Source organism: Pseudomonas sp. Fl5BN2, from assembly GCF_009908205.1.
GTDB lineage: Bacteria > Pseudomonadota > Gammaproteobacteria > Pseudomonadales > Pseudomonadaceae > Aquipseudomonas.
Genome location: NZ_JAAARL010000011.1, coordinates 187,685 through 210,158, shown reverse-complemented (window position 1 = coordinate 210,158; position 22,474 = coordinate 187,685). Strand labels below are relative to the sequence as shown.

General features: G+C 64.3%; 17 protein-coding genes. 9 read left to right on the top strand and 8 right to left on the bottom strand.

Translation table 11 applies throughout. From position 1 onward, the window contains the following. Positions 1 to 183: 183 nt before the first annotated feature. From GV819_RS17475 to GV819_RS17465, 3 genes are all read left to right on the top strand, one after another. Entirely contained in the window at positions 184 to 1,674 is a 1,491-nt protein-coding gene (locus GV819_RS17475; protein ID WP_161757296.1) for an aldehyde dehydrogenase, read from the top strand. A gap of 136 nt (positions 1,675 to 1,810) precedes the next feature. Next, positions 1,811 to 3,259, top strand: coding sequence for an APC family permease (locus GV819_RS17470; RefSeq protein WP_161757295.1), 1,449 nt, complete (start codon positions 1,811 to 1,813; stop codon positions 3,257 to 3,259). A gap of 2 nt (positions 3,260 to 3,261) precedes the next feature. Next, a complete protein-coding gene (locus tag GV819_RS17465) occupies positions 3,262 to 4,674 on the top strand; it encodes an aspartate aminotransferase family protein (protein ID WP_161757294.1) in 1,413 nt (470 codons plus the stop codon). Positions 4,675 to 4,815: 141 nt separating this feature from the next. Here the strand turns inward: GV819_RS17465 and GV819_RS17460 are convergent, their stop codons facing one another. The 7 genes from GV819_RS17460 to GV819_RS17430 form a co-directional block, all read right to left on the bottom strand. Next, the gene (locus tag GV819_RS17460; protein ID WP_161757293.1) at positions 4,816 to 8,988 is read right to left on the bottom strand and encodes a putative Ig domain-containing protein; all 4,173 of its coding nucleotides are present in this window, start codon (positions 8,986 to 8,988) and stop codon (positions 4,816 to 4,818) included. Between the two features lie 174 nt (positions 8,989 to 9,162). Then, the gene (locus GV819_RS17455; RefSeq protein ID WP_161757292.1) at positions 9,163 to 9,714 is read right to left on the bottom strand and encodes a GNAT family N-acetyltransferase; all 552 of its coding nucleotides are present in this window, start codon (positions 9,712 to 9,714) and stop codon (positions 9,163 to 9,165) included. Further along, entirely contained in the window at positions 9,714 to 10,265 is a 552-nt protein-coding gene (locus GV819_RS17450; protein WP_161757291.1) for a phage tail protein, read from the bottom strand. Before GV819_RS17450 ends, GV819_RS17455 begins: the two co-directional genes overlap by 1 nt. Before the next feature lie 35 nt (positions 10,266 to 10,300). After that, positions 10,301 to 10,867, bottom strand: coding sequence for a phage tail protein (locus GV819_RS17445; protein ID WP_161757290.1), 567 nt, complete (start codon positions 10,865 to 10,867; stop codon positions 10,301 to 10,303). A gap of 35 nt (positions 10,868 to 10,902) precedes the next feature. Continuing rightward, a complete protein-coding gene (locus tag GV819_RS17440; RefSeq protein WP_161757289.1) occupies positions 10,903 to 11,460 on the bottom strand; it encodes a phage tail protein in 558 nt (185 codons plus the stop codon). A 930-nt stretch (positions 11,461 to 12,390) separates the two neighbouring features. Then, a complete protein-coding gene (locus GV819_RS17435) occupies positions 12,391 to 13,524 on the bottom strand; it encodes a branched-chain amino acid ABC transporter substrate-binding protein (RefSeq protein WP_161757288.1) in 1,134 nt (377 codons plus the stop codon). Between the two features lie 144 nt (positions 13,525 to 13,668). Beyond that, positions 13,669 to 14,928 carry a methionine gamma-lyase gene (locus tag GV819_RS17430; RefSeq protein ID WP_161757287.1) on the bottom strand — a complete coding sequence of 420 codons (1,260 nt, stop codon included), beginning with the start codon at positions 14,926 to 14,928 and terminating at the stop codon, positions 13,669 to 13,671. A gap of 124 nt (positions 14,929 to 15,052) precedes the next feature. On the opposite strand from GV819_RS17430, the gene GV819_RS17425 reads away from it, so the two are divergent. After that, positions 15,053 to 15,532 (top strand): Lrp/AsnC family transcriptional regulator, encoded by a 480-nt coding sequence (locus tag GV819_RS17425; protein ID WP_161757286.1) that lies wholly within the window; start codon positions 15,053 to 15,055, stop codon positions 15,530 to 15,532. Positions 15,533 to 15,534: 2 nt separating this feature from the next. On the opposite strand, the gene GV819_RS17420 is transcribed toward GV819_RS17425, so the two are convergent. After that, entirely contained in the window at positions 15,535 to 16,449 is a 915-nt protein-coding gene (locus tag GV819_RS17420) for a LysR family transcriptional regulator (protein WP_161757285.1), read from the bottom strand. 106 nt (positions 16,450 to 16,555) lie between these two features. Here GV819_RS17420 and GV819_RS17415 point away from each other — a divergent pair, with 106 nt between their 5' ends. The 5 genes from GV819_RS17415 to GV819_RS17395 all read left to right on the top strand — a co-directional run bounded on the left by GV819_RS17415 (position 16,556) and on the right by GV819_RS17395 (position 22,467). Next, positions 16,556 to 18,295 (top strand): amidohydrolase, encoded by a 1,740-nt coding sequence (locus tag GV819_RS17415; protein ID WP_161757284.1) that lies wholly within the window; start codon positions 16,556 to 16,558, stop codon positions 18,293 to 18,295. A gap of 101 nt (positions 18,296 to 18,396) precedes the next feature. Beyond that, the gene (locus GV819_RS17410; protein WP_161757283.1) at positions 18,397 to 19,452 is read left to right on the top strand and encodes a sugar phosphate isomerase/epimerase family protein; all 1,056 of its coding nucleotides are present in this window, start codon (positions 18,397 to 18,399) and stop codon (positions 19,450 to 19,452) included. A gap of 23 nt (positions 19,453 to 19,475) precedes the next feature. After that, the gene (locus GV819_RS17405; RefSeq protein WP_161757282.1) at positions 19,476 to 20,363 is read left to right on the top strand and encodes an alpha/beta fold hydrolase; all 888 of its coding nucleotides are present in this window, start codon (positions 19,476 to 19,478) and stop codon (positions 20,361 to 20,363) included. 145 nt (positions 20,364 to 20,508) lie between these two features. After that, positions 20,509 to 21,108, top strand: a complete 600-nt coding sequence (locus GV819_RS17400) for a TetR/AcrR family transcriptional regulator (protein ID WP_161757281.1) — start codon at positions 20,509 to 20,511, stop codon at positions 21,106 to 21,108. A 174-nt stretch (positions 21,109 to 21,282) separates the two neighbouring features. Then, positions 21,283 to 22,467 (top strand): sugar transporter, encoded by a 1,185-nt coding sequence (locus tag GV819_RS17395; protein WP_161757280.1) that lies wholly within the window; start codon positions 21,283 to 21,285, stop codon positions 22,465 to 22,467. Positions 22,468 to 22,474: the final 7 nt, after the last annotated feature.

Here is a 22,474-nt window from a genome sequence, read left to right as displayed (position 1 = left end):
TGAGCCTGCGCGCAACCCGGGGCGTCTGCGTTTGCACAGCCTTGTCCGCGGTATGGGTTGCAGAGCTTTTTCATGGGGTTCGAGCATATTTTTAGTATTTTTCCTCTTGCTCGCAGTGACGCACCATCCCTCCAGACCCAGAGAACAACCAGGCCGTATCAACGGTCGACGAGGGAGTGCAGCGTGTTCGATCTCAGTTACTGGCAGCAGCGAGCTGCCCGGCAAACATTCACTGACCAGGCGCTGATCGGTGGCCGTCATCTATCGGCCCTCAGCGGTGCCACCTTCGACGCCATCAATCCGGCGAACAACCAGTTGCTGGCTCGAGTCAGCGCCTGCGGCGAGGTCGAGGTCGACCTGGCCGTCGCTGCCGCGCGCCAGGCCTTCGAGCACGGGCCCTGGGCGCGCATGGCCCCGGTGGAGCGCAAGAAGGTGCTGTTGCGCCTGGCCGAGCTGATGCTCGTCCATCGCGAGGAACTGGCCCTGCTGGACTCCCTGAACATGGGCAAGCCAGTGATGGACGCCTGGAATATCGACGTTCCCGGCGCCGCCCACGTCTTCGCCTGGTACGCCGAAAGCATCGACAAGCTCTACGACCAAGTGGCCCCGGGACCGCGCAACAGCCACGCCAGTATCCGTCGTGAAGCCTTGGGGGTGATCGGCGCGGTGGTGCCTTGGAACTTCCCGCTGGACATGGCCGCCTGGAAGCTGGCACCGGCCCTGGCGGTGGGCAACTCGGTGGTGCTCAAGCCGGCCGAGCAGTCGCCGTTCTCGGCGCTGCGCCTGGCCGAACTGGCCCTGGAAGCGGGGATGCCGCAAGGTGTGCTCAACGTGGTGCCGGGCCTGGGCAGCGAGGCCGGCAAGGCGCTGGGCCTGCACCCGGACGTGGATTGCCTGGTGTTCACCGGCTCCACCGAGGTCGGCAAGTATTTCATGCAGTACTCGGCGCAATCCAATCTCAAGCAGGTCTGGCTCGAATGCGGCGGCAAGAGCCCGAACCTGGTGTTCGCCGACTGCCAGGACCTGGACCTGGCCGCCGAGAAAGCCGCCTTCGGCATCTTCTTCAACCAGGGCGAAGTGTGTTCGGCCAACTCGCGCTTGTTGGTACAGCGCAGCATTCATGACGAGTTTGTCGAGCGCCTGCTGGCCAAGGCGCGGGACTGGATGCCGGGCAACCCCCTGGACCCGGCCAGCCGTGCCGGGGCCATGGTCGACCGCCGCCAGACCACCAGCGTCATGGGCTTCATCGACGGCGCCCGGGAGCAGGGTGCCCACCTGGCTTGCGGCGGTCGGCAACTGAGCATCGATGGCAGCGACAACTACATCGAGCCGACCATCCTCACCGGCGTGCAGCCGCAGATGAGCATCGCGCGCGAAGAGGTGTTCGGCCCGGTGCTGGCGGTGACCCCGTTCGACGACGAGGACCAGGCCATCCGCCTGGCCAACGACAGTGTCTATGGCCTGGCCGCTTCGCTGTGGAGCGACGATCTCAACCGCGCCCACCGGGTCGCCCGGCAACTGCGCGCTGGCACGGTGTCGGTGAACACCGTGGATGCCCTGGATGTCACCGTGCCCTTTGGCGGTGGCCGGCAATCGGGGTTTGGTCGCGACCTGTCGCTGCACGCCTTTGATAAATACACCCAGCTCAAGACCACCTGGTTCCAACTGCGCTGAACGCTGTTGGGTGCCTGGCGAGCCGGCCTGCGGGTCAGCCACGGCGGCACGCGCCGGGATCGAGTCCGGGACGTGGCGCCGGCGTACCTGCCGAGTGAGCGGCAGGCCTACAACAATAAGAACAGGAGTGTGTGCCATGACTGCAAATGTCTCCATCGGGGCCGCAAGCCCCACACCGAACCGCGGCTTGCGCCGAGTCCTGGGCCTGGGATCGCTGGTCTCGGTGGCCGTCGGCCTGGTGGTTTCCCAGGGCGTGATGGTGCTGATGCTGCAAGGGGCGGGGATGGCCGGGCTGGGCTTCTTCATCCCGCTGCTACTGGCCTACCTGATGGCCCTGACCTACGCGCTGTCGTTTTCCGAGCTGGCGTTGATGGTGCCGCGGGCCGGTAGCCTGAGCAGTTACACCGAAGTGGCCATCGGCCATTTTCCGGCGATCCTCGCGACCTTCTCCGGCTACATGGTGGTGGCGATGTTCGCCCTGTCCGCCGAGTTGCTGCTGCTCGATCTGATCATCGGCAAGGTCTACCCCGGTGTGCTGCCGCCGATGTTGGTGGCCTATGGCGTGCTGGGCACGTTCACCGCGCTCAACCTGCTGGGCATCGACGTCTTTGCCAAACTGCAGACCGTGCTGGCGGTGGTGATGGTGGTGATCCTGCTGACCCTCGGGCTAGGGGCCATCAGCAGCCCCCAGGCGGATCTGCAATTGCCGCTGGATCAGGGCTGGAACCCCATGCAAGTCGGTGCGCTGGCCCTGGCGGCGATGGCCATCTGGGGGTTTGTCGGCGCCGAGTTCGTCTGCCCGCTGGTGGAGGAAACCCGTAACCCGGAACGCAACATCCCGCGCTCGATGATCATTGGCCTGAGCATCATCTTCCTGGTGATCACCCTGTACTGCCTCGGTGCGCTGTTGTGCATTCCCCGGGAGCAACTGGCGAGCAACCCGCTGCCGCATTTCCTCTTTGCCACCTCGGTGTTCGGTGAGGCCGGCAAGCTGTTCCTGGTGGGGGCGGTGATCACCGCTACTTGCAGTACGGTCAACTCGTCCCTGGCGGCGCTGCCGCGGATGCTCTATGGCATGGCCCAGAACGGCCAGGCCTTTCCCCAGTTCAAGCGCCTGAGCCCGCGCACCCGCACACCCTGGGTGGCGGTGCTGTTCATCGCGGCCCTGACCGGCCTGCCGATCCTGCTGCTGGGCCAGGACCCGGACTCTATCAGCCTGCTGCTGTTGGCTGCGGCCCTGGCCTGGCTGCTGGCCTACATCATCGTGCACATCGACGTGATCGCCCTGCGTCGGCGCTACCCCGATGCGCCCCGGCCGTTTCGTTCGCCGTTCTACCCCTGGCCCCAGGTGCTGGGCATGGTCGGCATGCTGTTTGCGATCTATCACGTCTCGCCGTCACCGGAGATGACCGCGCGGATTTTCGGCAGTGCCGGGGTAGTCCTCGGGGTGATCTCGGTGATCGCCGTGGTCTGGATCAAGCTGGTGATGCGCAAACCGCTGTTTGTCCCCGAACCACTGGTGCCCGCCACGGCGAGCACCAATGGCCCCGTTTCCCTTGAACCCACTTGCAGTGCAGGAGAATGACCATGAGTGCTTCCAATCGTCAGGACAACACCGCCGCGCCACGCAGCACCCAGGACTACCAGGCCCTGGATGCCAAGCACCACATTCACGCCTTTCTCGACCAGAAGGTGCTGAACGCCGAAGGCCCGCGGGTCATCGTCCGCGGTGAGGGCCTGCACCTGTGGGACAACGACGGCCAGCGCTACCTGGACGGCATGTCCGGCCTGTGGTGCACCAACCTCGGCTACGGGCGCAAGGACCTGGCGGCCGCCGCCAGCGCCCAGCTCGAACAGCTGCCGTACTACAACATGTTCTTCCACACCACTCACCCGGCGGTGGTGGAGCTGTCCGAGTTGCTGTTCAGCCTGTTGCCGGGGCACTACAGCCACGCCATCTACACCAACTCCGGCTCCGAGGCCAACGAGGTGCTGATCCGCAGCGTGCGCCGCTACTGGCAGATCCTTGGCCAACCGCAGAAGAAGGTGATGATCGGTCGCTGGAACGGCTATCACGGCTCGACCCTGGCGGCCACGGCCCTGGGCGGGATGAAGTTCATGCACGAGATGGGCGGGCTGATCCCGGACGTGGCGCACATCGACGAGCCTTACTGGTTTGGCCACGAAGGCAACCTGACGCCCGCCGAGTTCGGCCTGCGCTGCGCCCGTCAATTGGAAGAGAAGATCCTCGAACTGGGTGCCGAGAATGTCGCCGGGTTTATCGCCGAGCCGTTCCAGGGCGCAGGCGGAATGATCTTCCCGCCAGAAAGCTACTGGCCGGAAATCCAGCGCATCTGCCGCCAGTACGATGTGCTGCTGTGCGCCGACGAAGTGATCGGCGGTTTCGGCCGCACCGGCGAGTGGTTCGCCCACCAGCACTTCGGCTTCGAACCGGACACGCTGTCCATCGCCAAGGGCTTGACCTCAGGCTACATCCCCATGGGTGGCCTGGTGCTGAGCAAGCGCATCGCCCAAGTGTTGGTGGAGCAGGGCGGGGTGTTTGCCCACGGCCTGACCTATTCCGGGCACCCGGTGGCCGCCGCAGTGGCCATCGCCAACCTCAAGGCGTTGCGCGATGAAGGCGTGGTGACTCAGGTCAAGAACGACACCGGCCCTTACCTGCAGCAATGCCTGCGGGAGGTGTTCGGCAACCATCCGCTGATTGGCGAGATCCAGGGCACGGGCCTGGTGGCGGCGTTGCAATTCGCCGAGGACAAGGCCAGCCGCAAGCGTTTTGCCAATGAGAACGACATCGCCTGGCGCTGCCGCACCCTGGGCTTCGAGGAGGGCGTGATCATTCGCTCGACCCTGGGGCGGATGATCATGGCCCCGGCGCTGGTGGCGACTCGCGGCGATATCGATGAGTTGATCGACAAGACCCGGCGCGCGGTGGAGCGCACGGCGCAGGAGCTGGCGACGGGCAGCTTGCCGGTGGCCTAGAGCGCGGCACCGCGACGGAAAAAAAACACACCCCGCGAGGGCCTGGCCCTGGCGGGGGGTGTTTTTCTTGCATTGTTGGCTGACAGGGAATCCTTTCCTGCTGCAGCGTCCGGTTGGCGGCGGTTAGCCTGTGCCCAGGAGCTAGAACTTGCCGTTCAAGCCGATGCGGAACATGTCGCTGCGCTCATCGGAGCCAAGGGCTGTCTTGTAGGAGACGCCCAACTGCCAGGCACGTCCGAGGTCGAAGTCCAGGCCCAGGTCCAGGTCGGCGAAATCGCTGTCCTGGGAGTCGGGCTTGAGCCGGTACAGCAGGCCCTCGTCGCCCTGGTCGGTGTAGCGCATCTTGTAGTCGCTGGTGGTGCTGAAGTTATGGCCCCAGGCCAGGCCGACCTTGGGTGTCATCCTGCCGACCCGGGTCATGAAATCGTAGCCCGAGCGCAGGCCCAGGTACGACGTGAAGTTCTGCTGGCTTTGCTCGTCATAGGACAAACCGTAGAGGCCGCCGCCGCTCTCACGGAAGGCGTCCAGGCGGGTGCTGCTGGCATTCAAGCGGCTGTAGGGCGTCAGCGACAGTGGTCCCTGACGGTATTCGTAGCTGGCGGTGAGGGAGGCGAACAACTGGTCGGCATCCCGGGAGCCTCGGGCGTAGTCGTTGGTGCTGCCAGTGATGTAGCGGCGCGAGTCGAAACTGATGCGGTTATAGCCCAGCAGGCCGTCGATAAAGACCTGGGGCGCGAGGTTCAGGCTCAGGTAGGTGGCGATACCAATGGCATCGGCATCGCTGCGGGTCTTGTTACTGCCGATGTCGCTGCGGTCATTGCCGTAGCCGATCCCGATCCCGGCTATCACCGACGGCGACAAGCGATAGTCGGCACCGGCGCTCAGGCCCATGGTGGTGAAGCTGTTGTCCCGAGCGCCGCGGGCGTGGGTCGAGCCGACGTTGACGAAACCGTCGCTCCAGAAGGCCAGGGCCTGCTGTTTGCACTCATCTTGCTCGGCGGCTGCGGCCTCGCGCTGTTCCTGCTCGGTCTTGTGCGCCGAATCCCCGAGCTGGTTCTGCACGGCCTTGGCGATTTCTCCCAGGGGAACGTCTTGCCCTTGCTTGCGCAGGCTGGCGTTGAACGAAGTGCGGTCGCATTTCATCTGGTGCAACTGCTCCATGCGACGGTTGAAGTTGTCCATCTGCGTGCTGGCAAAGCGCTCGGCCGCGCGGGTCTGGGCGTTGAGCAGGCCGATGACTTCGGCGTCCTTGGTCGGGTCCGGGCGTTCCTGGATCATGAAGCTGACGGTGCTCGCGGCGCTGGAGCCGCTGCCGTTCTGCAGGCTGAAGCTGACGATCGCGGTGCCGGCGAAGGCGGCCGAGGGTATGAAGCGCATCGAGAAGCGGCTGATCATCATCGCCCGGCCGGCCGAGGCCGGAGTGACCGAGGCCAGGGTGGCTTGGGTGAACGGGCCGCCGGTGGCGCCCTGGGTCAGGTCGACGGTGGCGGACTGGCCGGCCGCGAGGATCTGGCTGGAGGCCGGCACGGTGATCGCCACGGCGGCGATGGTGATCGAGTAGGCCTTGGTGCCGGTGGCACCGTTGGTATCGGTGGCGGTGATGGTCAGGTTGCTGGTGCCGCTGGTGGTTGGCGTACCGCTGATCAGGCCGCTGGTGGTGTTCAGACTGAGGCCGGCCGGCAAGCTGCCGCTGCTGATGCTGTAGCTGTAGGGTGCCGTGCCGCCGGAGACACTGAGGGTTGCGCTATAGGCGCTGCCCGCCGTGCCGGCGCCCAGGGTCGCCGGTGTCACTGCCAGAGACGGAGCGCTGACGGTGATGCTCACCGTGGCCGGGCCGGACGTGCCGCTGATATTGGTCGCGGTGTAGGTGAAGCTGTCGGAACCGGAGAAGCCGGCGGTCGGGGTGTAGCTAATGCTGGTGCCGCTGGCGGTGGCGCTGCCATGACTGGCGGCGCTGGCCACGGCGACGCTGGTGGCGGCGCCACCACTGAGGTTCAGGGTAATCGGGTTGGCGCCGCTGTTGGCGGCAACTGTGGTGCTGACGGCGCTGGCGATCGGCGGCACGCCGCTGATGGTCAGATTGTAGGCCTGGGTTCCCGTGAAGTTGTTGGCGTCGGTGGCGCGCAGGGTAAAGGCGAAGGAGCCGATGGCGGTGGGTGTGCCGCTCAAGCTCCCGGTTGGGCTCAGTGTCAAGCCGGTTGGCAGGGCACCCGCGCTGACCGCGTAGCTGTAGGGTGCGGTGCCGCCCGATGCGCTGATGGTGGCGCTGTAGGCGTTGCCGAGAGTACCGCCGCTCAGGCTGCCCGGAGTGACGCTGATGCTGGGCGCCGTGACCGTAATGCTCACCGTGGCCGGGCTGGATGTGCCGCTGGCGTTGGTGGCGGTGTAGGTGAAACTGTCTGTGCCGGCAAAGCCCACAGTCGGAGTGTAAGTGATGCTGGTGCCACTCGCGGTGGCGCTGCCATGACTGGCCGCACTGGCCACGGCGACGCTGCTGGCGGCGCCACCGCTGAGGATCAAGGTGATCGGGTTGGTGCTGCTGTTGGCGGCAACCGTGGTGCTGACGGCGCTGGCCACGGGGGGCAGACCATTGATCAGCAGGCTGTAGGCGCGTGAGCCGGTGGCACTGTTGGTATCGGTGGCGGTGATGGTCAGGTTGAAGGTGCCGTTGGCGCTCGGTGTGCCGCTGATGACGCCGCTCGCACTCAAGCTCAGGCCGGTCGGCAGGGCGCCGGAGGTGACGGCGTAGCTGTAGGGCGCGGTACCACCGGAGGTGCTGAGGTTCTGGCTATAGGCGATGCCTTGAGTGCCGCTGGGCAGTGTGGTCGGGCTGAGGTTAATCGTCGGCGCGCTGACGGTAATGGTCACTGTGGCCGGGCCGGAAGTGCCGTTGGCGTTAGTCGCGGTGTAGGCGAAGGTATCGCTGCCGGAGTAACCGGCGGTTGGGGTGTAGCTGATGGTGGTGCCGCTGGCCGTGGCCGTACCGTGAGCGGCCGCGGTGGACACGGCCACACTGGTGGCCGCGCCACCGCTGAGGTTCAGGGTAATCGGGTTGGCGCTGCTGTTGGCGGCGATAGAGGCACTGACGGCGCCGGCCACGGGGGGCAGACCATTGATCAGCAGGCTGTAGGCGCGTGAGCCGGTGGCGCTGTTGGCATCGGTGGCGGTGATGGTCAGGTTGAAGGTGCCACTGGCGCTCGGCGTGCCACTGATCAGGCCGGTGCTGGTATTCAGGCTCATGCCGGTCGGCAGGGCGCCGGAAGTGACGGCGTAGCTGTAGGGCGCGGTACCACCGGAGGTGCTGAGGTTCTGGCTATAGGCGATGCCTTGAGTGCCGCTGGGCAGTGTGGTCGGGCTGAGGTTAATCGTCGGCGCGCTGACGGTAATGGTCACCGTGGCCGGGCTTGAAGTGCCGCTGGCATTGGTGGCGGTATAGGCAAAGGTGTCGCTGCCGGAGTAACCGGCGGTTGGGGTGTAGGTGATAGTGGTACCGCTGGCGGTGGCGGTGCCATGACTGGCCGCGGTGGACACGGTCACACTGCTGGCCGCGCCGCCACTGAGGCTCAGGGTAATGGGGTTGGCGCTGCTGTTGGCAGCGACCGTGGCACTGACCGGGCCGGCGGTAGGGGCTGGCACTGTGTAGGTATAACCGTTGGTCAGGGGCACGCTGCCATTGGGCGTGGTGACTACCACGTTGACCGGGCCGGCGGCATGGGCCGGGGTGGTAGCGGTGATGCTGGTGGCGTTGGTGATGCTGTAGCTGGTGGCCGCCACGCCGCCGAAAGTGACGGCGGTGGCGCCGTTCAGGTTGGTCCCGGTCAGTACCACCGAGGTGGCGCCGGCGGTGCTGCCGGAGTTGGGCGCCACCGAGGTCAGGGTCGGCGGGCTGCCCGCACTCACCACCAGGGTGTAAGTGGCGACACCGGCCTGGTTCAGGCCGTCATTCAGGGACACGGCGAAGGTGTAGGTACCGGCCGTGGTCGGTGAACCGGACAGGGTCGTGGTGGCGCTGCGGGGCGAATAACCGAGGGTCAGCCCCGGCGGCAGGCAGATCTGCGTGCCGTCATAGCTCGGATCGTCGATGTTACATTCGTACCAGCCGTCCAGAGGCAACGCGCCCCCTGTGGCGGTGATGGTGACGCTCATGAACTGGTTCACCGCCACCGGTGTCAGGGTGGTGCCCGTGGCCGGAGAGACAATCACCGGGCGTGCTGCCATCGCCTGGCTGGCCAGGGTCATCGCACAGAACAGCAGAAACAGCGAGACCAGTCTTTTTGCCAGCCAGCGACCTGAGGTGGTGAACGGTGTTCTCATTGGGGCTTCCTGCCATACGGCTACTGTTGTGAGCGTGTCCTGCTCCGTTGCGGGGCTGCGCACCGATGGAACCAAAAGGCTGACGCCAGTGGCTCCTGCGCTTCAATGTCATCTCGGGCTCAGAGGTGGCGCAGCGTCAGGGGTCCGCTGGCGTGCCGCCCAGGTGCTTGGGTTTCATGCTTCCAGGGCTTCCTTGTGCGGCGGCTGGGACCGGCCCACCGGCCGCTGCATTGGGGTATAGGGGCCGGCTTCGCCACAGACCTGAAAACCCAGGCGCTCATACAGGCGCCGGGCCGGGCTGCTGTGTTCGACGCTCAGGTGGCAGGCCAGGCCCTGGCTGTCGACCAGGTGCAGGACCGCGTGCAGCAAGCGGCTGCCGATTCCCCGGCCTTGCCACTGCGGCAGCAGGGCGATGTCGACGATGCGCACGGCGCTCGGGTCCTGGTCCACGCACAGACGGCCAATCGCAGTCCCCGCGTAGTCGACGATGAGAAAGGCCGCCTCGGGGTAATGCTGGTGGTAATGGCTGCGCTGCAGCTGTTCCTGGGACAGCAGGAACGCCCGGCGCTGCGCGTCGCTCCAGCCGGGCACGGCACTGACTTCGGCCCAGCGCCGCGACAGGTAAAGGTCGCCGAGCAGGGCCTGGTCATTGCCGGTCTGCAGGCGCAGACCGGGGTCGCTGCCCAGTGGCAGCATGGATAAAAGACCGCTGGAGACGTGCGTCATCAATATTTCATCGGGTACTCGCCATTGAGGCAGATGCAGTAGGCCAGGGTCAGGAACGGCTGCATGGTGTTGCGTATCGTGCCGCCCGCTGCGCTGGGGATACCCGCCGAAGTCAGGGTGCCGGGGGCCAGCGACGGGCTGCTGGCAGTCGGTGCAATGGTGCTGTACAGGTGCACGTTGCGCGGCTGCGCCAGGTAGGTCGCATCGCTGGGCAGGTCCACCGCGGAGGTGTTGTCGGTGCCGTCCCTGGCCTGCATTGCGTGGGTGTGTCCGGAGAAGTTGGCCGGCAGCATTTTCACCGCGTCGGCACCGTCCGTATCGCCTATCGACCTGTACGTCAGGTTCACGCCGCCCCCGGCGCCCATGGCCACCCGGCCATTGAGATTGGGCAACATGAAGTCCCTTCCCGGGTTGCCGCCATAGAGGTTGCCAATGATCGAGTAGAGGGCGGGGAACTGTTGCGTCAGCAGCACCGAGCCATCGCAATAGGCCCAGTTCTGTGGTGCGTAATTGTAGGGGAATAGCCTGATCTCGCCGGTGAATGCATCCATGATCGCTCAGTCCAGAATGAAGTAATGGGGAAAGACTAAGGCCGTGTCGGGAAGACGCCCGACAGGCAGATGATGTAGTTGATGGCCAGCGATCCCATCATGTTGTTATGGGCCAGGGGGGCTTTTTGCGCCGGTACCAGGGCCTCGGAGAGAAACAGCGGGCTCAGGCTGACCGGGCTGGCTGCCTGGGTGCTGTACAGCCCCTTGATCACGCCGGCACTGGCGAACTCACCGAAGGTCTGGCTCTTGGGCGCGGCGGGCGGATTGGGGGTGGCCGAGGTCGCCGGGTTCTTGCTGACGATGAATACATGGCTATGCGCAGGGGTGTTGGCGGCGGTCATGGTCACGGTTTCGCTGCCCGTGGTCGCCCCCAGGGTCCTGAGCCTGAGCCCGGCGCCTTGTCCTTGGCCGACGGGGACCCGCCCGCGATAGTCCGGCAGGCCGAAAGTGGTGACACCGTTGCCACCGTAGGTGGTGCCCAGCACGACGAACAAGGCCTCGTTGCTTTGAACTTGCAGCAAGCTTCCGTCACAGATGGCCCAGCCTCGCGGCGGATAATCACCTGCGAACATACGGATCTCGCCGAGGAATGCTTCAGACATATCAGTTTCCTTGCTTGAGGGTCTGTAGGGGGTGGCTACGGGCGTGGCGGATAGACGCCGCTGGTGGCAATGCAGAAACAACCGACAATCGAAGGCTGCATGTTTTCCATGGGCAGGCCCTGAGTGGGCAGCACCGAGCTGGTGTTCAGGCCAACAAGGTCGGTGGGTGGGGTCGTGGTGTTGGCGGCCACATAGGTGGGCTTGAACACCGCTCCAGCGGAGTTCGAACTGATCGCCGGAATGCCGCCTGCCGGGCCCGTGGTGCCAGCAGCGTCCGCGACATAGGCGGTATGGGTATGGGCTGGTAGCGCGTCGGGGCCCAGCGTCACCGTTTCGGTGCCCTTGGTGCTGGCCAGGGGGTGTACTTCGATGAACGGGTTGGTGGAGGCCACCGTGTTCACCCCCAGGGCTACTCGTCCGCGCAGGTCGGGCAGGCCGAAGGTGGTGCTGCCATTACCGCCAAAGCGAGTGCCCAGCAGGGAGGCCAGGGCGACATATTGTTGGAAGGGTAGAAGCTGGCCCTCGCAAACCAGCCAGCCTTGCGGAGCCCAGCCCCAAGGGAACAGGCGAATTTCACCGACAAAGGGATCCATGTTCTTTCCTCCATGAAAAAAGTTGGCGCCAGAAAGTTGTTTCCCCTCGGTTGGGGACGGCGCTGTTTGCACAATAAACAAAAGTTAATTTAGTGCGCAAATACTATTTTTTACAACTAGTCTCGCAACTACTGAAGCCTCTTGGTGGTTGCCTGGGCGCATTGCTTTCGAATGTCTTTGACGGTAACAAAAAGTCCATCTTTATCGGTAACACTCGACTAGGTAAACGGTTTTGGAATGCTGTGTGAAGCGCCGGGCCTGAACTTTTTCTTGAGGGTGGCACGGCTTTTTTTTCATAAGTCAACAGAACATGGTCATAGCCTAGACCATATTTTTACATTGGTCGGTTGCCTCGCTGAATGGTCCCCGGGGCGGCCCTGCAGAGGCCGCTGTGGCCTGTATTGGTTAGGTACAAGGTCGATGCCGGCGGGCTTTTCCGGTGCAGCTGGCTGTCCCTTGGGGGGGGGGCGCTGGCGAGCCCGGACATCGCTCGCGGCCGCTGGCCAGAGCTCTTGGTGTTTGTGTCGGGAGTATTACAACGTCGATTGGGTGATCTGGAACAAGTTTTGTGGGTTTTTTACAAGTGGCCTGGGTGGCCGTCGTCGGCCTGGCAAGGAAGTAGTTCCTGATGCTCTTAAGTTGCCCAAGTGAAAAAATATTAGGGTACTAACGAGTTGCCAGAAAAGTGCCTTTTACTGCTTCTGAAGTATGAGTTTCATGGGTGTTTTTAGAGCGGTCGAATGGGTGTTACCTGAATTCCCTCGGGTTGTTACCGGGGGTATAAGTTATTCCCAACTAAGGTGATAGGGTATTTCTTGGGGGCACGAAGTTTTGCTGTAGGACGCAGAGGTGGAAGGCGGGGCAGGTGCCGTGCCGACAAGGCACGGCGAGGGAGTTGCAGCTTGCCGCTGCAGCTCCCTGGGCAATGACTCAGAGCCCGGCGTTTTCTCCAGCCACGCTCTTCGGCTTGCCGTAATGCCACTCATAGACCACGAACTTGAAGTCCTTGAGGTCGCCTTTCTCGTCGAAGCTCAGGTCACCGGTGGGGGTCTTGAAGGTGCCCTTGTGGATCGCCTCGGCAACTTTCTCCGGGTCTTCGCTCTTCGCCGCGGCAATGCCCCCGGCAATCACTTCCACTGCCGAGTAGGACGGCAGCACGAACGGGCCGCTGGGGTTTTCCTTCTTGGCTTCGAAGGCTTCCACCAGGGCTTTGTTGGCCGGGTCCTGGTCGAAGGATTTCGGCAGGGTCACCAGCATGCCTTCGGAGGCGTCCTTGGCGATTTGCGAGATCGAATCGTTACCCACGCCTTCCGGGCCCATGAAGCGCGCGGTCAGGCCCTTTTCCTTGGCCTGGCGCAGCAGCAGGCCCATTTCCGGGTGGTAACCGCCGAAGTACACGAAGTCGACATTGGCCTGCTTGAGCTTGGCCAGGATCGACGAGTAGTCGCGTTCGCCGACGTTGATCCCTTCGAACATCGCGACCTTGATGCCTTCCTTGCCGAGGATCTCCTTGACTGAGCTGGCGATACCTTCACCGTATTGCTGCTTGTCGTGCAGCACCGCGACGTTGGCCGGCTTCAGACCGACGATGTAGCGCGCCGCCGCCGGGCCTTGGGCGTTGTCCAGGCCGATGGTGCGGAACACCATCTTGTAGCCCCGGGCAGTCAGCTCGGGGCTGGTGGCGGCTGGGGTGATCATCACAATGCCTTCGTCTTCGTAGATGTCCGACGCCGGCTGGGTGGAGCTGGAGCACAGGTGCCCGACCACGAACTTGACGCCGTCGTTGACCACCTTGTTGGCCACGGCTACCGCCTGCTTGGGGTCGCAGGCATCGTCGTATTCCACAGCCACCAGTTGCTTGCCGTCGACGCCACCCTTGGCGTTGATCTGCTCGATGGCCATGCGCGCGCCGCTGAACTGCATGTCACCGTATTGCGCCACCGGGCCGGTCTTGGCCCCGGCGATGCCGATCCGGATGCTGTCGGCTGCCAGGGAATGGCAAGCCAGGCCGGCAAGGATCATGGCGCTGAGCAGTTGGGTGGCTTTGTTATTGATACGACTCATGGGTTGTTCCACTCCTGTGGGTAACGATTCAAAGGGTATTGCGGGTGTTGCAGGTGTTGCGTAGATGCTGGCGGCGTCGCACGCAGCGCCGCAGCGGCAACTCGGGGTTGTAGACCGGGTAGGCCACGACGGTGCTGACCCAGCTCAAGGAAGGGCCTTGCCGATTCTGGCCACGGCCTCAAGGGCGGGTAGCGTTGCGGCCGGTTTGGTGCAGGCAGCCAGAGCCTGGGCGATGTCGGCCAGCAGATCGGTGATGTCTTCCAGGCCCACCGAGAGGCGCACCAGGCCTTCGGCAATGCCGTGTTCGGCGCGCTCTTGGGCGGTATAGGTGGAATGGGTCATGCTCGCCGGGTGCTGGGCCAGGGACTCGGCGTCCCCCAGGCTGACAGCCCGGCTGAACAGGCCCAGGGCATTGATGAAGCGGATGCCGGTGGCCAGGCCACCCTTGAGTTCAAAGGCGATCATGCCTCCGGACGATTTCATCTGCTGCGCGGCCAGCGCGTATTGGGCGAACGAGGGCAGGCCGGGGTAGGCCACCCAGGCCACGGCCGGGTGATCCTGCAGGTACTGGGCGATGACCAGGGCATTGCTGCAATGGCGATCCATGCGCAGCGCCAGGGTCTTGATTCCGCGCATCAGCAGGAACGCGTCCTGGGGCGACAGCACGGCACCGGTCAGGTCCTTCAAGCCTTGCAGGCGGATCCGCTGGGCCAGCGCCTGGCGGGTGACCACGATGCCGGCGATGATATCGCCGTGGCCACTGAGGTACTTGGTGGCCGAATGCAGCACCAGGTCGGCCCCCAGCTCCAGCGGGCGTTGCAGGTAGGGGGTGCAATAGGTGTTGTCCACCGCCAGGATCACATTGGGGTGCTGGCGGGCGATTTCGGCCACGGCGGCAATGTCCACCAACTGCATGTTGGGATTGGCCGGGGACTCGAAGTAGATCATCCGTGTGCTGGGGCCAATGGCGGCGCGCAGGTTGCCCAGGTCGGTCATGTCCACATGGCTGACCTTGACCCCGAACTCGGCGAGGCCGTGGTGCAACAGGGCGAAGGTGCAGCCGTACAAGGTACGGCCGACGATGATCTCGTCGCCGGGGCGCAGCAGGGTCCAGAAGGTCGCGGCGATCGCCCCCATGCCGGAGCCGAAGGCCACCGCCGCTTCGCCGTTTTCCAGGGCCGCCATGCGTGCCTCGAGCAACGCCAGGGTCGGGTTGCCGATGCGGGTGTAGAAATACCCGGGCGCTTCGCCGGCAAAGCAGCTGGCGCCGTATTCGGCGGTGGCGAAGGTGAAGGTGGATGTCAGGTAGATCGGCGGGATCAATGCACCTTGGTGCTCTTGCGGGTTGTAGCCGAAGTGGATGGCGCGGGTGGAAAAACCAAGATCATTGTTTTTATTGTTCATGGCGAATACTTCCAGATTTCCTACAATGCTATGCTCAAATTCGGCGCAATAAATTTCAATTTTCCTGGTTTCTCAGATCAAAATTGGAATAAATACCTATAAAAACAAGATAAAGAGGCAAAATATGCCCGCTGGTCTGGATCGCATCGATAGAGCCCTGTTGATCGCCCTGCAAGACAATGCCCGGCTGACCACCGCCGAGCTGGCTGACAGCGTCGCGCTGACCACTTCGCCGTGCTGGCGCCGGGTCAAGTTGCTGGAAGAGAGCGCGGTGATCACCGGTTACCAGGCGATCCTTTCGCCCAAGGCCCTGGGGTATGGGGTGACTGCTTTTGTCAGCGTGATGATGGAGTCCCACTCCCAGGAGACGGCCCGGGCGTTCGAGCAGCGGCTGCTGGAGATTCCGCAGATCATCGCCTGCCACAACGTCTCCGGACGCTACGATTTCCTCCTCGAAATATTGGCCAAGGACCTGGAGTCCTTTGGCGAGTTTGCTCGTGAAGTGCTGCAGACCCTGCCGGCGGTGAAGGAGATCTACTCCAGCTTTTCCTTCAAGTCGGTGAAGCCGGCGCGGCTGATTCCGGTGCTGCCCCCCGCCGGCTGAGTTCAGTGCAACTGCTGCGCGTCCAGGTACTGGTTCAGGCATTCGATGAACGCCTGGTGCTTGCGGGTATGGCGGCGATGGGCCGGGTAGATCACATGAATCTGCGGGCCGAACTGCTCCGGGTCGAGGGTGGCCTCGGGCAGCAACTGCACCAGCTCGCCGCGCCGCAGATAGGGGGCCGCGCTCCATTGCGGGCACAGCTGCAGGCCCAGGCCCGCCAGTAGCGCCCCGAACAGGAAATCGTAATTGTCGCTGGCCAGCCGGGGCACCGGTTGCGCCACGCGTTGGCGTTCGCCGTCCAGGGTAAAGCGCCAGAAGTGCGGGTTCAGCGCCGGGTGGCGGAAGATCAGCCAGTCATGCTCGGCGAAGGTCTCCGGGGTCACTGGCAGCGGCCGGCGCTGCAGGTAGCGCGGGCTGGCGCAGAGCAGGATGCGGTTGGCCGTCAGCGGGCGAGCAATCAGGTCCGGCAACTCTATTGGCCCGTCACGGACCGCCAGGTCATAACCGCCACCGAGCAGGTCGACGAACTCGTCGGTGAGCTGCACTTCCAGGCGCATCTGCGGGTACCGCTCGAGAAAGCCATAGCAGACGGCATTGAGAAACGCCGGGGCGAAGGAGGGCGGTGCTACCAGGCGCAGGGTCCCGCACATTTCCTGCTGCAACCGATCGATGTCCTCCTGGGCCTGTTGCAACTGGAGCAGTACCTGGCGGGCACTGGCCAGATAGATCTGCCCGGCTTCGGTCAGGGCGATGCGCCGGGTCGAGCGTTCAAACAGGCGGGTGCCCAATTGGCTTTCCAGGTGGGTTACCGCCTTGGTCAGGGCCGAGGTGGTCTTGCCCAGGCAGGCGGCAGCGCGGGTAAAACTGCCCTGGTCCGCGGTGGTCACGAACATGGTGATGGCGCCGAGCTGATCCATTTCAGTCTTGCCTCTTTGGAAAGGATGTCTTGCGCGAAGCAGTATTCTTAAGCCCTCGTGAATTGGCTAGCCTCTTGCGCATTCCGACCAAAGGGTGCGAACAACAATGAACAACGCTCTGACGATCACGCTGGCCTCGGCGCTGGCTTTGGCATCGATGCAAAGCCAGGCGGCAGTGGATTTGCTGCTGCACAACGGCAAGGTATTCACCGCCGAACAGGGCCAGCCGCTGCAGCAGGCGCTGGCGGTGGAACAGGGACGGATCGTCAAGGTCGGCAGTGATGCCCAGGTGCTGGCGCTGCAGGTCGCCGGCACCCGGGTCATCGACTTGCAGGGCAAGGTGCTGATGCCGGGATTCATCGACAGCCACAGCCATGCGATCTTCGGCGGCCTCAAGCTCAAGGCGGCGGATCTGGACAGCCAGCAGTTGCCCCTGGACGATCTGGAGCAGCGCCTGCGCGGCTGGCGCGATGACGGTAAGGCGCGCCACGGCGATGCCTTGAGCGTCGGCGGTTTTCCCTCGACCTACTGGAGCCAGGTCGATGAACTGGAGCAGCGCTTCAATCAGGGCGAATGGGCGGACACCGCGATCCTCTTCGTCGGCTGGGACTACCACACCGGTTGGGCCAACCGCGCCATGCTCAAGCGTGCAGGCATCGACGCGGCGCGGGTCAAGGCGCTGCAGGGCGAGGCCGTGGCTACGATCGGTCATCACCCCGACGGCACGCCCAACGGTTTTGTCGCCGATGCCGGGCTGTCGGCGCTGACCGCGCAATTGCCGGCACCGACCTTCGCCCAGTTGCTGGACGCCGGTCGCGCCGCCCGCGATCTCAACCACAGCCTGGGCATCACCGCGCTGATGGACCCGGCGGCCAACGCCTTGCCCAGCGATACGGTGTTTGCCATGCAGCCGACGGCGCAGACCGTCGGCGTGTTGCCGGTGTACAAGGCGCTAGCGGAGCAAGGCGAACTGGACCTGCGAGTCGCGGCGCTGATGGTCGCCAACCCCAAGAGCCGCCCGGCGGACCTTGAAGTGCTGGAGCAGGTGCGCCAGCAGTTCCTCGGGGTCGAAAACCTGAGCCTGCCGGGGATCAAGATCTTCGCCGACGGCGTGGCCGAGTTTCCAGCGCAGACCGCCGCGCTGCTCACACCTTATAAAAACTCGCAGAAGGGCGGCGAGTTGCTGATCGACCCGGCGCATTTCGGCGAGCTGGTCAGCGCCGCCGATGCCCGTGGCTGGCTGGTACACGTGCACGCCATTGGCGACCGCGCGGTGCGCGAGGCGCTGAACGGCATCGCGCAGGCGCGCCGCGACCGCCAGAGTGGCGTGGCGCATTCCATCACTCACCTACAGATGGTCAACCCCAAGGAGTTCGCCCGCTTCAAACCGCTGAACGTGATTGCCTCGATGCAACTGTACTGGGCATCGGCCGACGAATTGAGTATCGATCTGCTCAAGCCCTATATCAGCGCCATGCAGTTCCAGTTCATGTATCCGGCGCGTTCGCTGTTGAAGAACGGCGCGACCATTGCCGGGGCCAGCGATTGGCCGGTGAGCACCCCCGAGCCGTGGAAAGCGATTGCCCAGGCCATCAGCCGCAAAGGCCCAAAGGGCGTACTGAACCAGGACGAAGGCATCGACCGCGAGACCCTGTTCTACGCCTACACCCGCAATGCCGCGCAAGCCATCGGCCTGGAGCGACAGATTGGTTCCCTGGCTGTGGGCAAGCAGGCGGACCTGATCGTGCTGGACCGCGATGTGTTTGAGGTGCCTCAGGAGCAGTTGGCCGCTACCCAGGTGCTGAAGACGTATTTTGCCGGGCGCGAGGTGTACAGCCGGCCGTGATAGCGGTGTCGCCAGATCCTGGTTTTCTGCACACCACGGATTGACGCAACAGCAGTGATTCCCTATTCTTTGTCGACCGACAAAGAATAGAGAGCAACTCAATGAAAACCCTCAAGGGCCCCAGCCTGCACCTCGCACAATTCAGCGCCGCGACGGCGCCGTTCGACAGCTTGCCGGCCATTGCCCAGTGGGCCGCCGACCTGGGTTTCAAGGCACTGCAGATTCCCGCCTGGGATGAGCGGCTGTTCGACGTCGCCACGGCGGCCGAGAGCCAGGACTACTGTGATGACCTCAAGGGCCTGCTGGCCGAGAAGGGTCTGGTGATCAGCGAACTGACCAGCCACATCTTCGGCCAGTTGGTGGCGGTGCATCCGGCCTATGACGCAATGTGCGACAACTTCGCCCCCGAGGCGCTACGAGGCAATCCCCAGGCGCGCACCGCCTGGGCCATGGAACGGATGCACCTGGCCGCCAAGGCCTCGCGCCGCCTGGGGCTGGAGGACATGGGGACCTTCTCCGGATCCCTGGCCTGGCCTTACCTGTTTCCCTTTCCCCAGCGTCCTGAGGGCCTGATCGAGACCGCGTTCGCCGAGCTGGCACGGCGCTGGCGCCCGATCCTCGACACCTGCGACGAGCAAGGGGTGAACCTGTGCTACGAAATCCATCCCAGCGAAGACCTGCACGACGGCACCAGCTTCGAGCGTTTCCTGGAACTGGTGGACCACCATCCGCGCTGCAACATCCTCTTTGACCCCAGCCACTTCGTGCTGCAGCAACTGGACTACCTCAGCTACCTGGACATCTACCACCCGCGCATCCGCATGTTTCACGTCAAGGATGCCGAGTTCAATCCCACGGGCCGCCAGGGCATCTATGGCGGCTACAGCGCCTGGACTGAACGGGCCGGGCGCTTCCGTTCCCTGGGCGATGGCCAGGTGGATTTCAAGGCCATCTTTTCCAAGCTGGCGCAGTACGACTACCCAGGCTGGGCGACCCTGGAATGGGAGTGCTGCCTGAAGAACCAGGAAGACGGCGCCCGCGAAGGCGTCGAGTTCATCAACCGCCACATGATCCAGGTCACCGAACGGATCTTCGACGACTTCGCCGGTGCCCCCATCGACCGTCAGCAGATCAACGCCATGCTCGGCATCGCCTGAACCCTCCACTCGAGAACCACACCATGAATGCTTTTACCGACAACACCCTGGCCGAGGCCACGGGCCTGACCCATCGCTATGTGCGCATCGACGGCCAGCGCATCCACTGTGTCAGCGCCGGCACGGGCCGGCCGGTGCTCCTGATTCCCGGCTGGCCGCAAACCTGGTACGCCTGGCGGCAGGTGATCCAGGCCCTGGCCGCGCAAGGTTTTCAGGCAATCGCCGTGGACCCGCCGGGCACCGGGCAATCGGACCGGCCGGAACACGGCTATGACACCGGCCAGGTGGCCGAGGTGCTGCACCAGGTGATGGAACAGTTGGGGTTCAGCGAGTACGCCGTGGTTGGCCATGACGTCGGCATGTGGATCGCCTACGCCCTGGCCAGTGACCGCCCGCAAGCGGTGACGCGGCTGGCCCTCACCGAGGCAGTGATCCCGGGGCTGGCGGCGGCCCCGGAAATTTTCGTCGCCCCGGAACAGAACATCTTTCTCTGGCACTTCATGTTCAACCAGTTGCGCGATCTGCCGGAGGCGCTGATTACCGGGCGCGAAAAGGCCTACCTGAACTACATCTTCGATCACTGGTCGCACCGCCGCGAAGCGGTGGCCGCCGAGGTCTACATCGAGGCCTATGCCGCGCCGGGCGGCTTGCGCGCGGGGTTTGCCTACTACCGGGCGATCCCCGAGACCGTGCGCCAGAACCAGTTGCGTGCACTGCGGCCACTGTTGATGCCGGTGCTGGCCATTGGTGCCGAGCATGCGACCAACGATGCCCCGCTGCTGACCTTGCAAGGCCATGCCACTGACTTGCGTGGTGCCATCGTCGCGGACTGCGGTCACTTCATCATGGAGGAGGCGCCCGAGGAGTTTCTCGCGCACCTGCTGCCATTTCTGCAACAAGGGATCGACTAAAACCCCGGAGGTAGACGGCCCCGGGACACGGAAAATGGCCGGGGCCGGCTGAAATCTAATATCATTTCGTCGCGGTGCAGCTTGCCGAGCGGCAGAGCGAGCTTCACCGATCGCCTCCTTTTTCCTGACGAGATCCCTGACCCCCATGGCTGGAAGACCCCGCGAATTCGATCGCAACCAGGCGTTGCGCCAGGCACTTGAGCTGTTCTGGGCCCGTGGTTTTGAAACCACCTCCATGGCCGACCTGGTGGCCGCCCTGGGGATTGCCTCGGCGCGGATCTACGCAGCCTTCGGTTCCAAGGAAGCGCTGTTTCGCGAGGCCGTGGAACTCTACGAGGCCGATGAAGGCGGATTCGCCGACCTGGCCTTGCATGAGGCCTGTGCCCGGACCGCCATCGAACGGATGCTCAAGGACGCGGTGACGCTCTACACCCGTGCCGATCGTCCATGGGGCTGCATGGTGGTGTCTTCCGCGGTGAATTGTTCCAGTGACAACGACACTGTGCGTGAGTGGCTGGCCGAACATCGCCGTGCGCGTACCGCGAGCATCATCCAGCGCTTGGCAGCCGCGGTGCAGGCGGGCGAACTTGCGCCCGATACCGATGCAACTTCCCTGGGCGATTATTACTCTACGGTGCTTCATGGCCTGTCGGTTCAGGCCCGGGACGGAGTGACCCAGGCGCGCCTGCTCAATGGCGTGGCATTGGCCATGAGTGTGTTCGACGCCGCGGCCCGGAAAACTTGAGGGCCGTGCGCGGGTCGTGAGCCGCTGTAGCGCAAGCTGCGGATGGTGCGTGGTACGCCGCTGTTGGAGGCGACCGCCGGTTCTGGCAAGCGGTCGGCGGTCCTGGCCCAAGTTGTGCATTTTCTGTCGGGTCCTGGACCTGTTCCTTCATCGCAAGAGTAAGACGACCCTCACATGAGCAATACCGAGGCGACACCTCAAGGCAACTGGCAGCCGGTCATCGCATTGGCGCTGGCGGCCTTTGTCTTCAACACCACCGAGTTCGTGCCGGTGGGGCTGCTCAGCGCCATCGGCGCCAGCTTCGACCTGCCCACCGAGCAGGTTGGGCTGATGCTGACCATCTACGCCTGGATCGTGTCCCTGACCTCGCTGCCGGTGATGCTGCTGACCCGTAACATCGAGCGGCGCACCTTGCTCACGGTGCTGTTTGGCCTGTTCATCGTCAGCCACATCCTTTCCAGCCTGGCCAGCAGCTTCGGCCTGCTGATGCTCAGCCGCATCGGCGTGGCCCTGGCCCATGCGCTGTTCTGGTCCATCACCGCGTCGCTGGCGGTGCGCCTGGCGCCGCCGGGCAAACAGGTGCAGGCCCTCGGGCTGCTGGCCACCGGCACCTCGCTGGCGATGGTGCTGGGGATTCCCCTCGGGCGCCTGTTGGGCGAGGCCCTGGGCTGGCGCACCACCTTCAGTGTGATCGCCGGCATGGCCGGGCTGCTGGTGCTGTGGCTGATCCGCACCTTGCCGTTATTGCCCAGCCAGAACTCCGGTTCCCTGCGCAGCCTGCCGTTGCTGTTCAAGCGCCCGGCGCTGGTGGCGATCTATCTGTTGACGGCGCTGGTGGTGACCGCCCAGTTCACTGCCTACAGCTACATCGAGCCCTTTATCAAGGTCGCCGCCGGCCTTGGCGGCGACGTGGTGACCTTGATCCTGCTGGTGTTCGGTGGCGCCGGGATCATCGGTTCGCTGCTGTTCAGCTGGGTGCACCGCCACAGCCCACAAGGCTTTCTGCTGACGGCGGTGGGGTTGCTGGCGCTGTGCCTGAGTCTGCTGCTGCCGTTGAATGGCCACGTCTGGTCGCTGGTGCTGCTGAGTGTGGTCTGGGGCATGGCGATCATGGGGTTCGGCCTGGCCTTGCAGTCCAAGGTGCTGACCCTGGCGCCGGACGCCACCGACGTGGCGATGGCGATGTTCTCCGGGATCTACAACATCGGCATCGGTGGCGGTGCGCTGCTGGGCAGTTGGGTCGGCGGGCAGATCGGTTTCGCCTATGTCGGCGTGGCCGGTGGTGCACTGGCCACGGTTGCCTTGCTGCTCTATGGCTGGTCGATTTGGCGCATGGCGCGCGCTCCCGCGACCGACTGAGGCGCTC

Excerpts from the sequence above, each read along its gene's own strand:
- GV819_RS17470 (WP_161757295.1), top strand. The coding sequence starts at position 1,811 with ATGACTGCAAATGTCTCCATCGGGGCCGCAAGCCCCACACCGAACCGC.
- GV819_RS17465 (WP_161757294.1), top strand. The coding sequence starts at position 3,262 with ATGAGTGCTTCCAATCGTCAGGACAACACCGCCGCGCCACGCAGCACC.
- GV819_RS17460 (WP_161757293.1), bottom strand. The coding sequence starts at position 8,988 with ATGAGAACACCGTTCACCACCTCAGGTCGCTGGCTGGCAAAAAGACTG.
- GV819_RS17455 (WP_161757292.1), bottom strand. The coding sequence starts at position 9,714 with ATGACGCACGTCTCCAGCGGTCTTTTATCCATGCTGCCACTGGGCAGC.
- GV819_RS17450 (WP_161757291.1), bottom strand. The coding sequence starts at position 10,265 with ATGGATGCATTCACCGGCGAGATCAGGCTATTCCCCTACAATTACGCA.
- GV819_RS17445 (WP_161757290.1), bottom strand. The coding sequence starts at position 10,867 with ATGTCTGAAGCATTCCTCGGCGAGATCCGTATGTTCGCAGGTGATTAT.
- GV819_RS17440 (WP_161757289.1), bottom strand. The coding sequence starts at position 11,460 with ATGGATCCCTTTGTCGGTGAAATTCGCCTGTTCCCTTGGGGCTGGGCT.
- GV819_RS17435 (WP_161757288.1), bottom strand. The coding sequence starts at position 13,524 with ATGAGTCGTATCAATAACAAAGCCACCCAACTGCTCAGCGCCATGATC.
- GV819_RS17430 (WP_161757287.1), bottom strand. The coding sequence starts at position 14,928 with ATGAACAATAAAAACAATGATCTTGGTTTTTCCACCCGCGCCATCCAC.
- GV819_RS17425 (WP_161757286.1), top strand. The coding sequence starts at position 15,053 with ATGCCCGCTGGTCTGGATCGCATCGATAGAGCCCTGTTGATCGCCCTG.
- GV819_RS17420 (WP_161757285.1), bottom strand. The coding sequence starts at position 16,449 with ATGGATCAGCTCGGCGCCATCACCATGTTCGTGACCACCGCGGACCAG.
- GV819_RS17415 (WP_161757284.1), top strand. The coding sequence starts at position 16,556 with ATGAACAACGCTCTGACGATCACGCTGGCCTCGGCGCTGGCTTTGGCA.
- GV819_RS17410 (WP_161757283.1), top strand. The coding sequence starts at position 18,397 with ATGAAAACCCTCAAGGGCCCCAGCCTGCACCTCGCACAATTCAGCGCC.
- GV819_RS17405 (WP_161757282.1), top strand. The coding sequence starts at position 19,476 with ATGAATGCTTTTACCGACAACACCCTGGCCGAGGCCACGGGCCTGACC.
- GV819_RS17400 (WP_161757281.1), top strand. The coding sequence starts at position 20,509 with ATGGCTGGAAGACCCCGCGAATTCGATCGCAACCAGGCGTTGCGCCAG.
- GV819_RS17395 (WP_161757280.1), top strand. The coding sequence starts at position 21,283 with ATGAGCAATACCGAGGCGACACCTCAAGGCAACTGGCAGCCGGTCATC.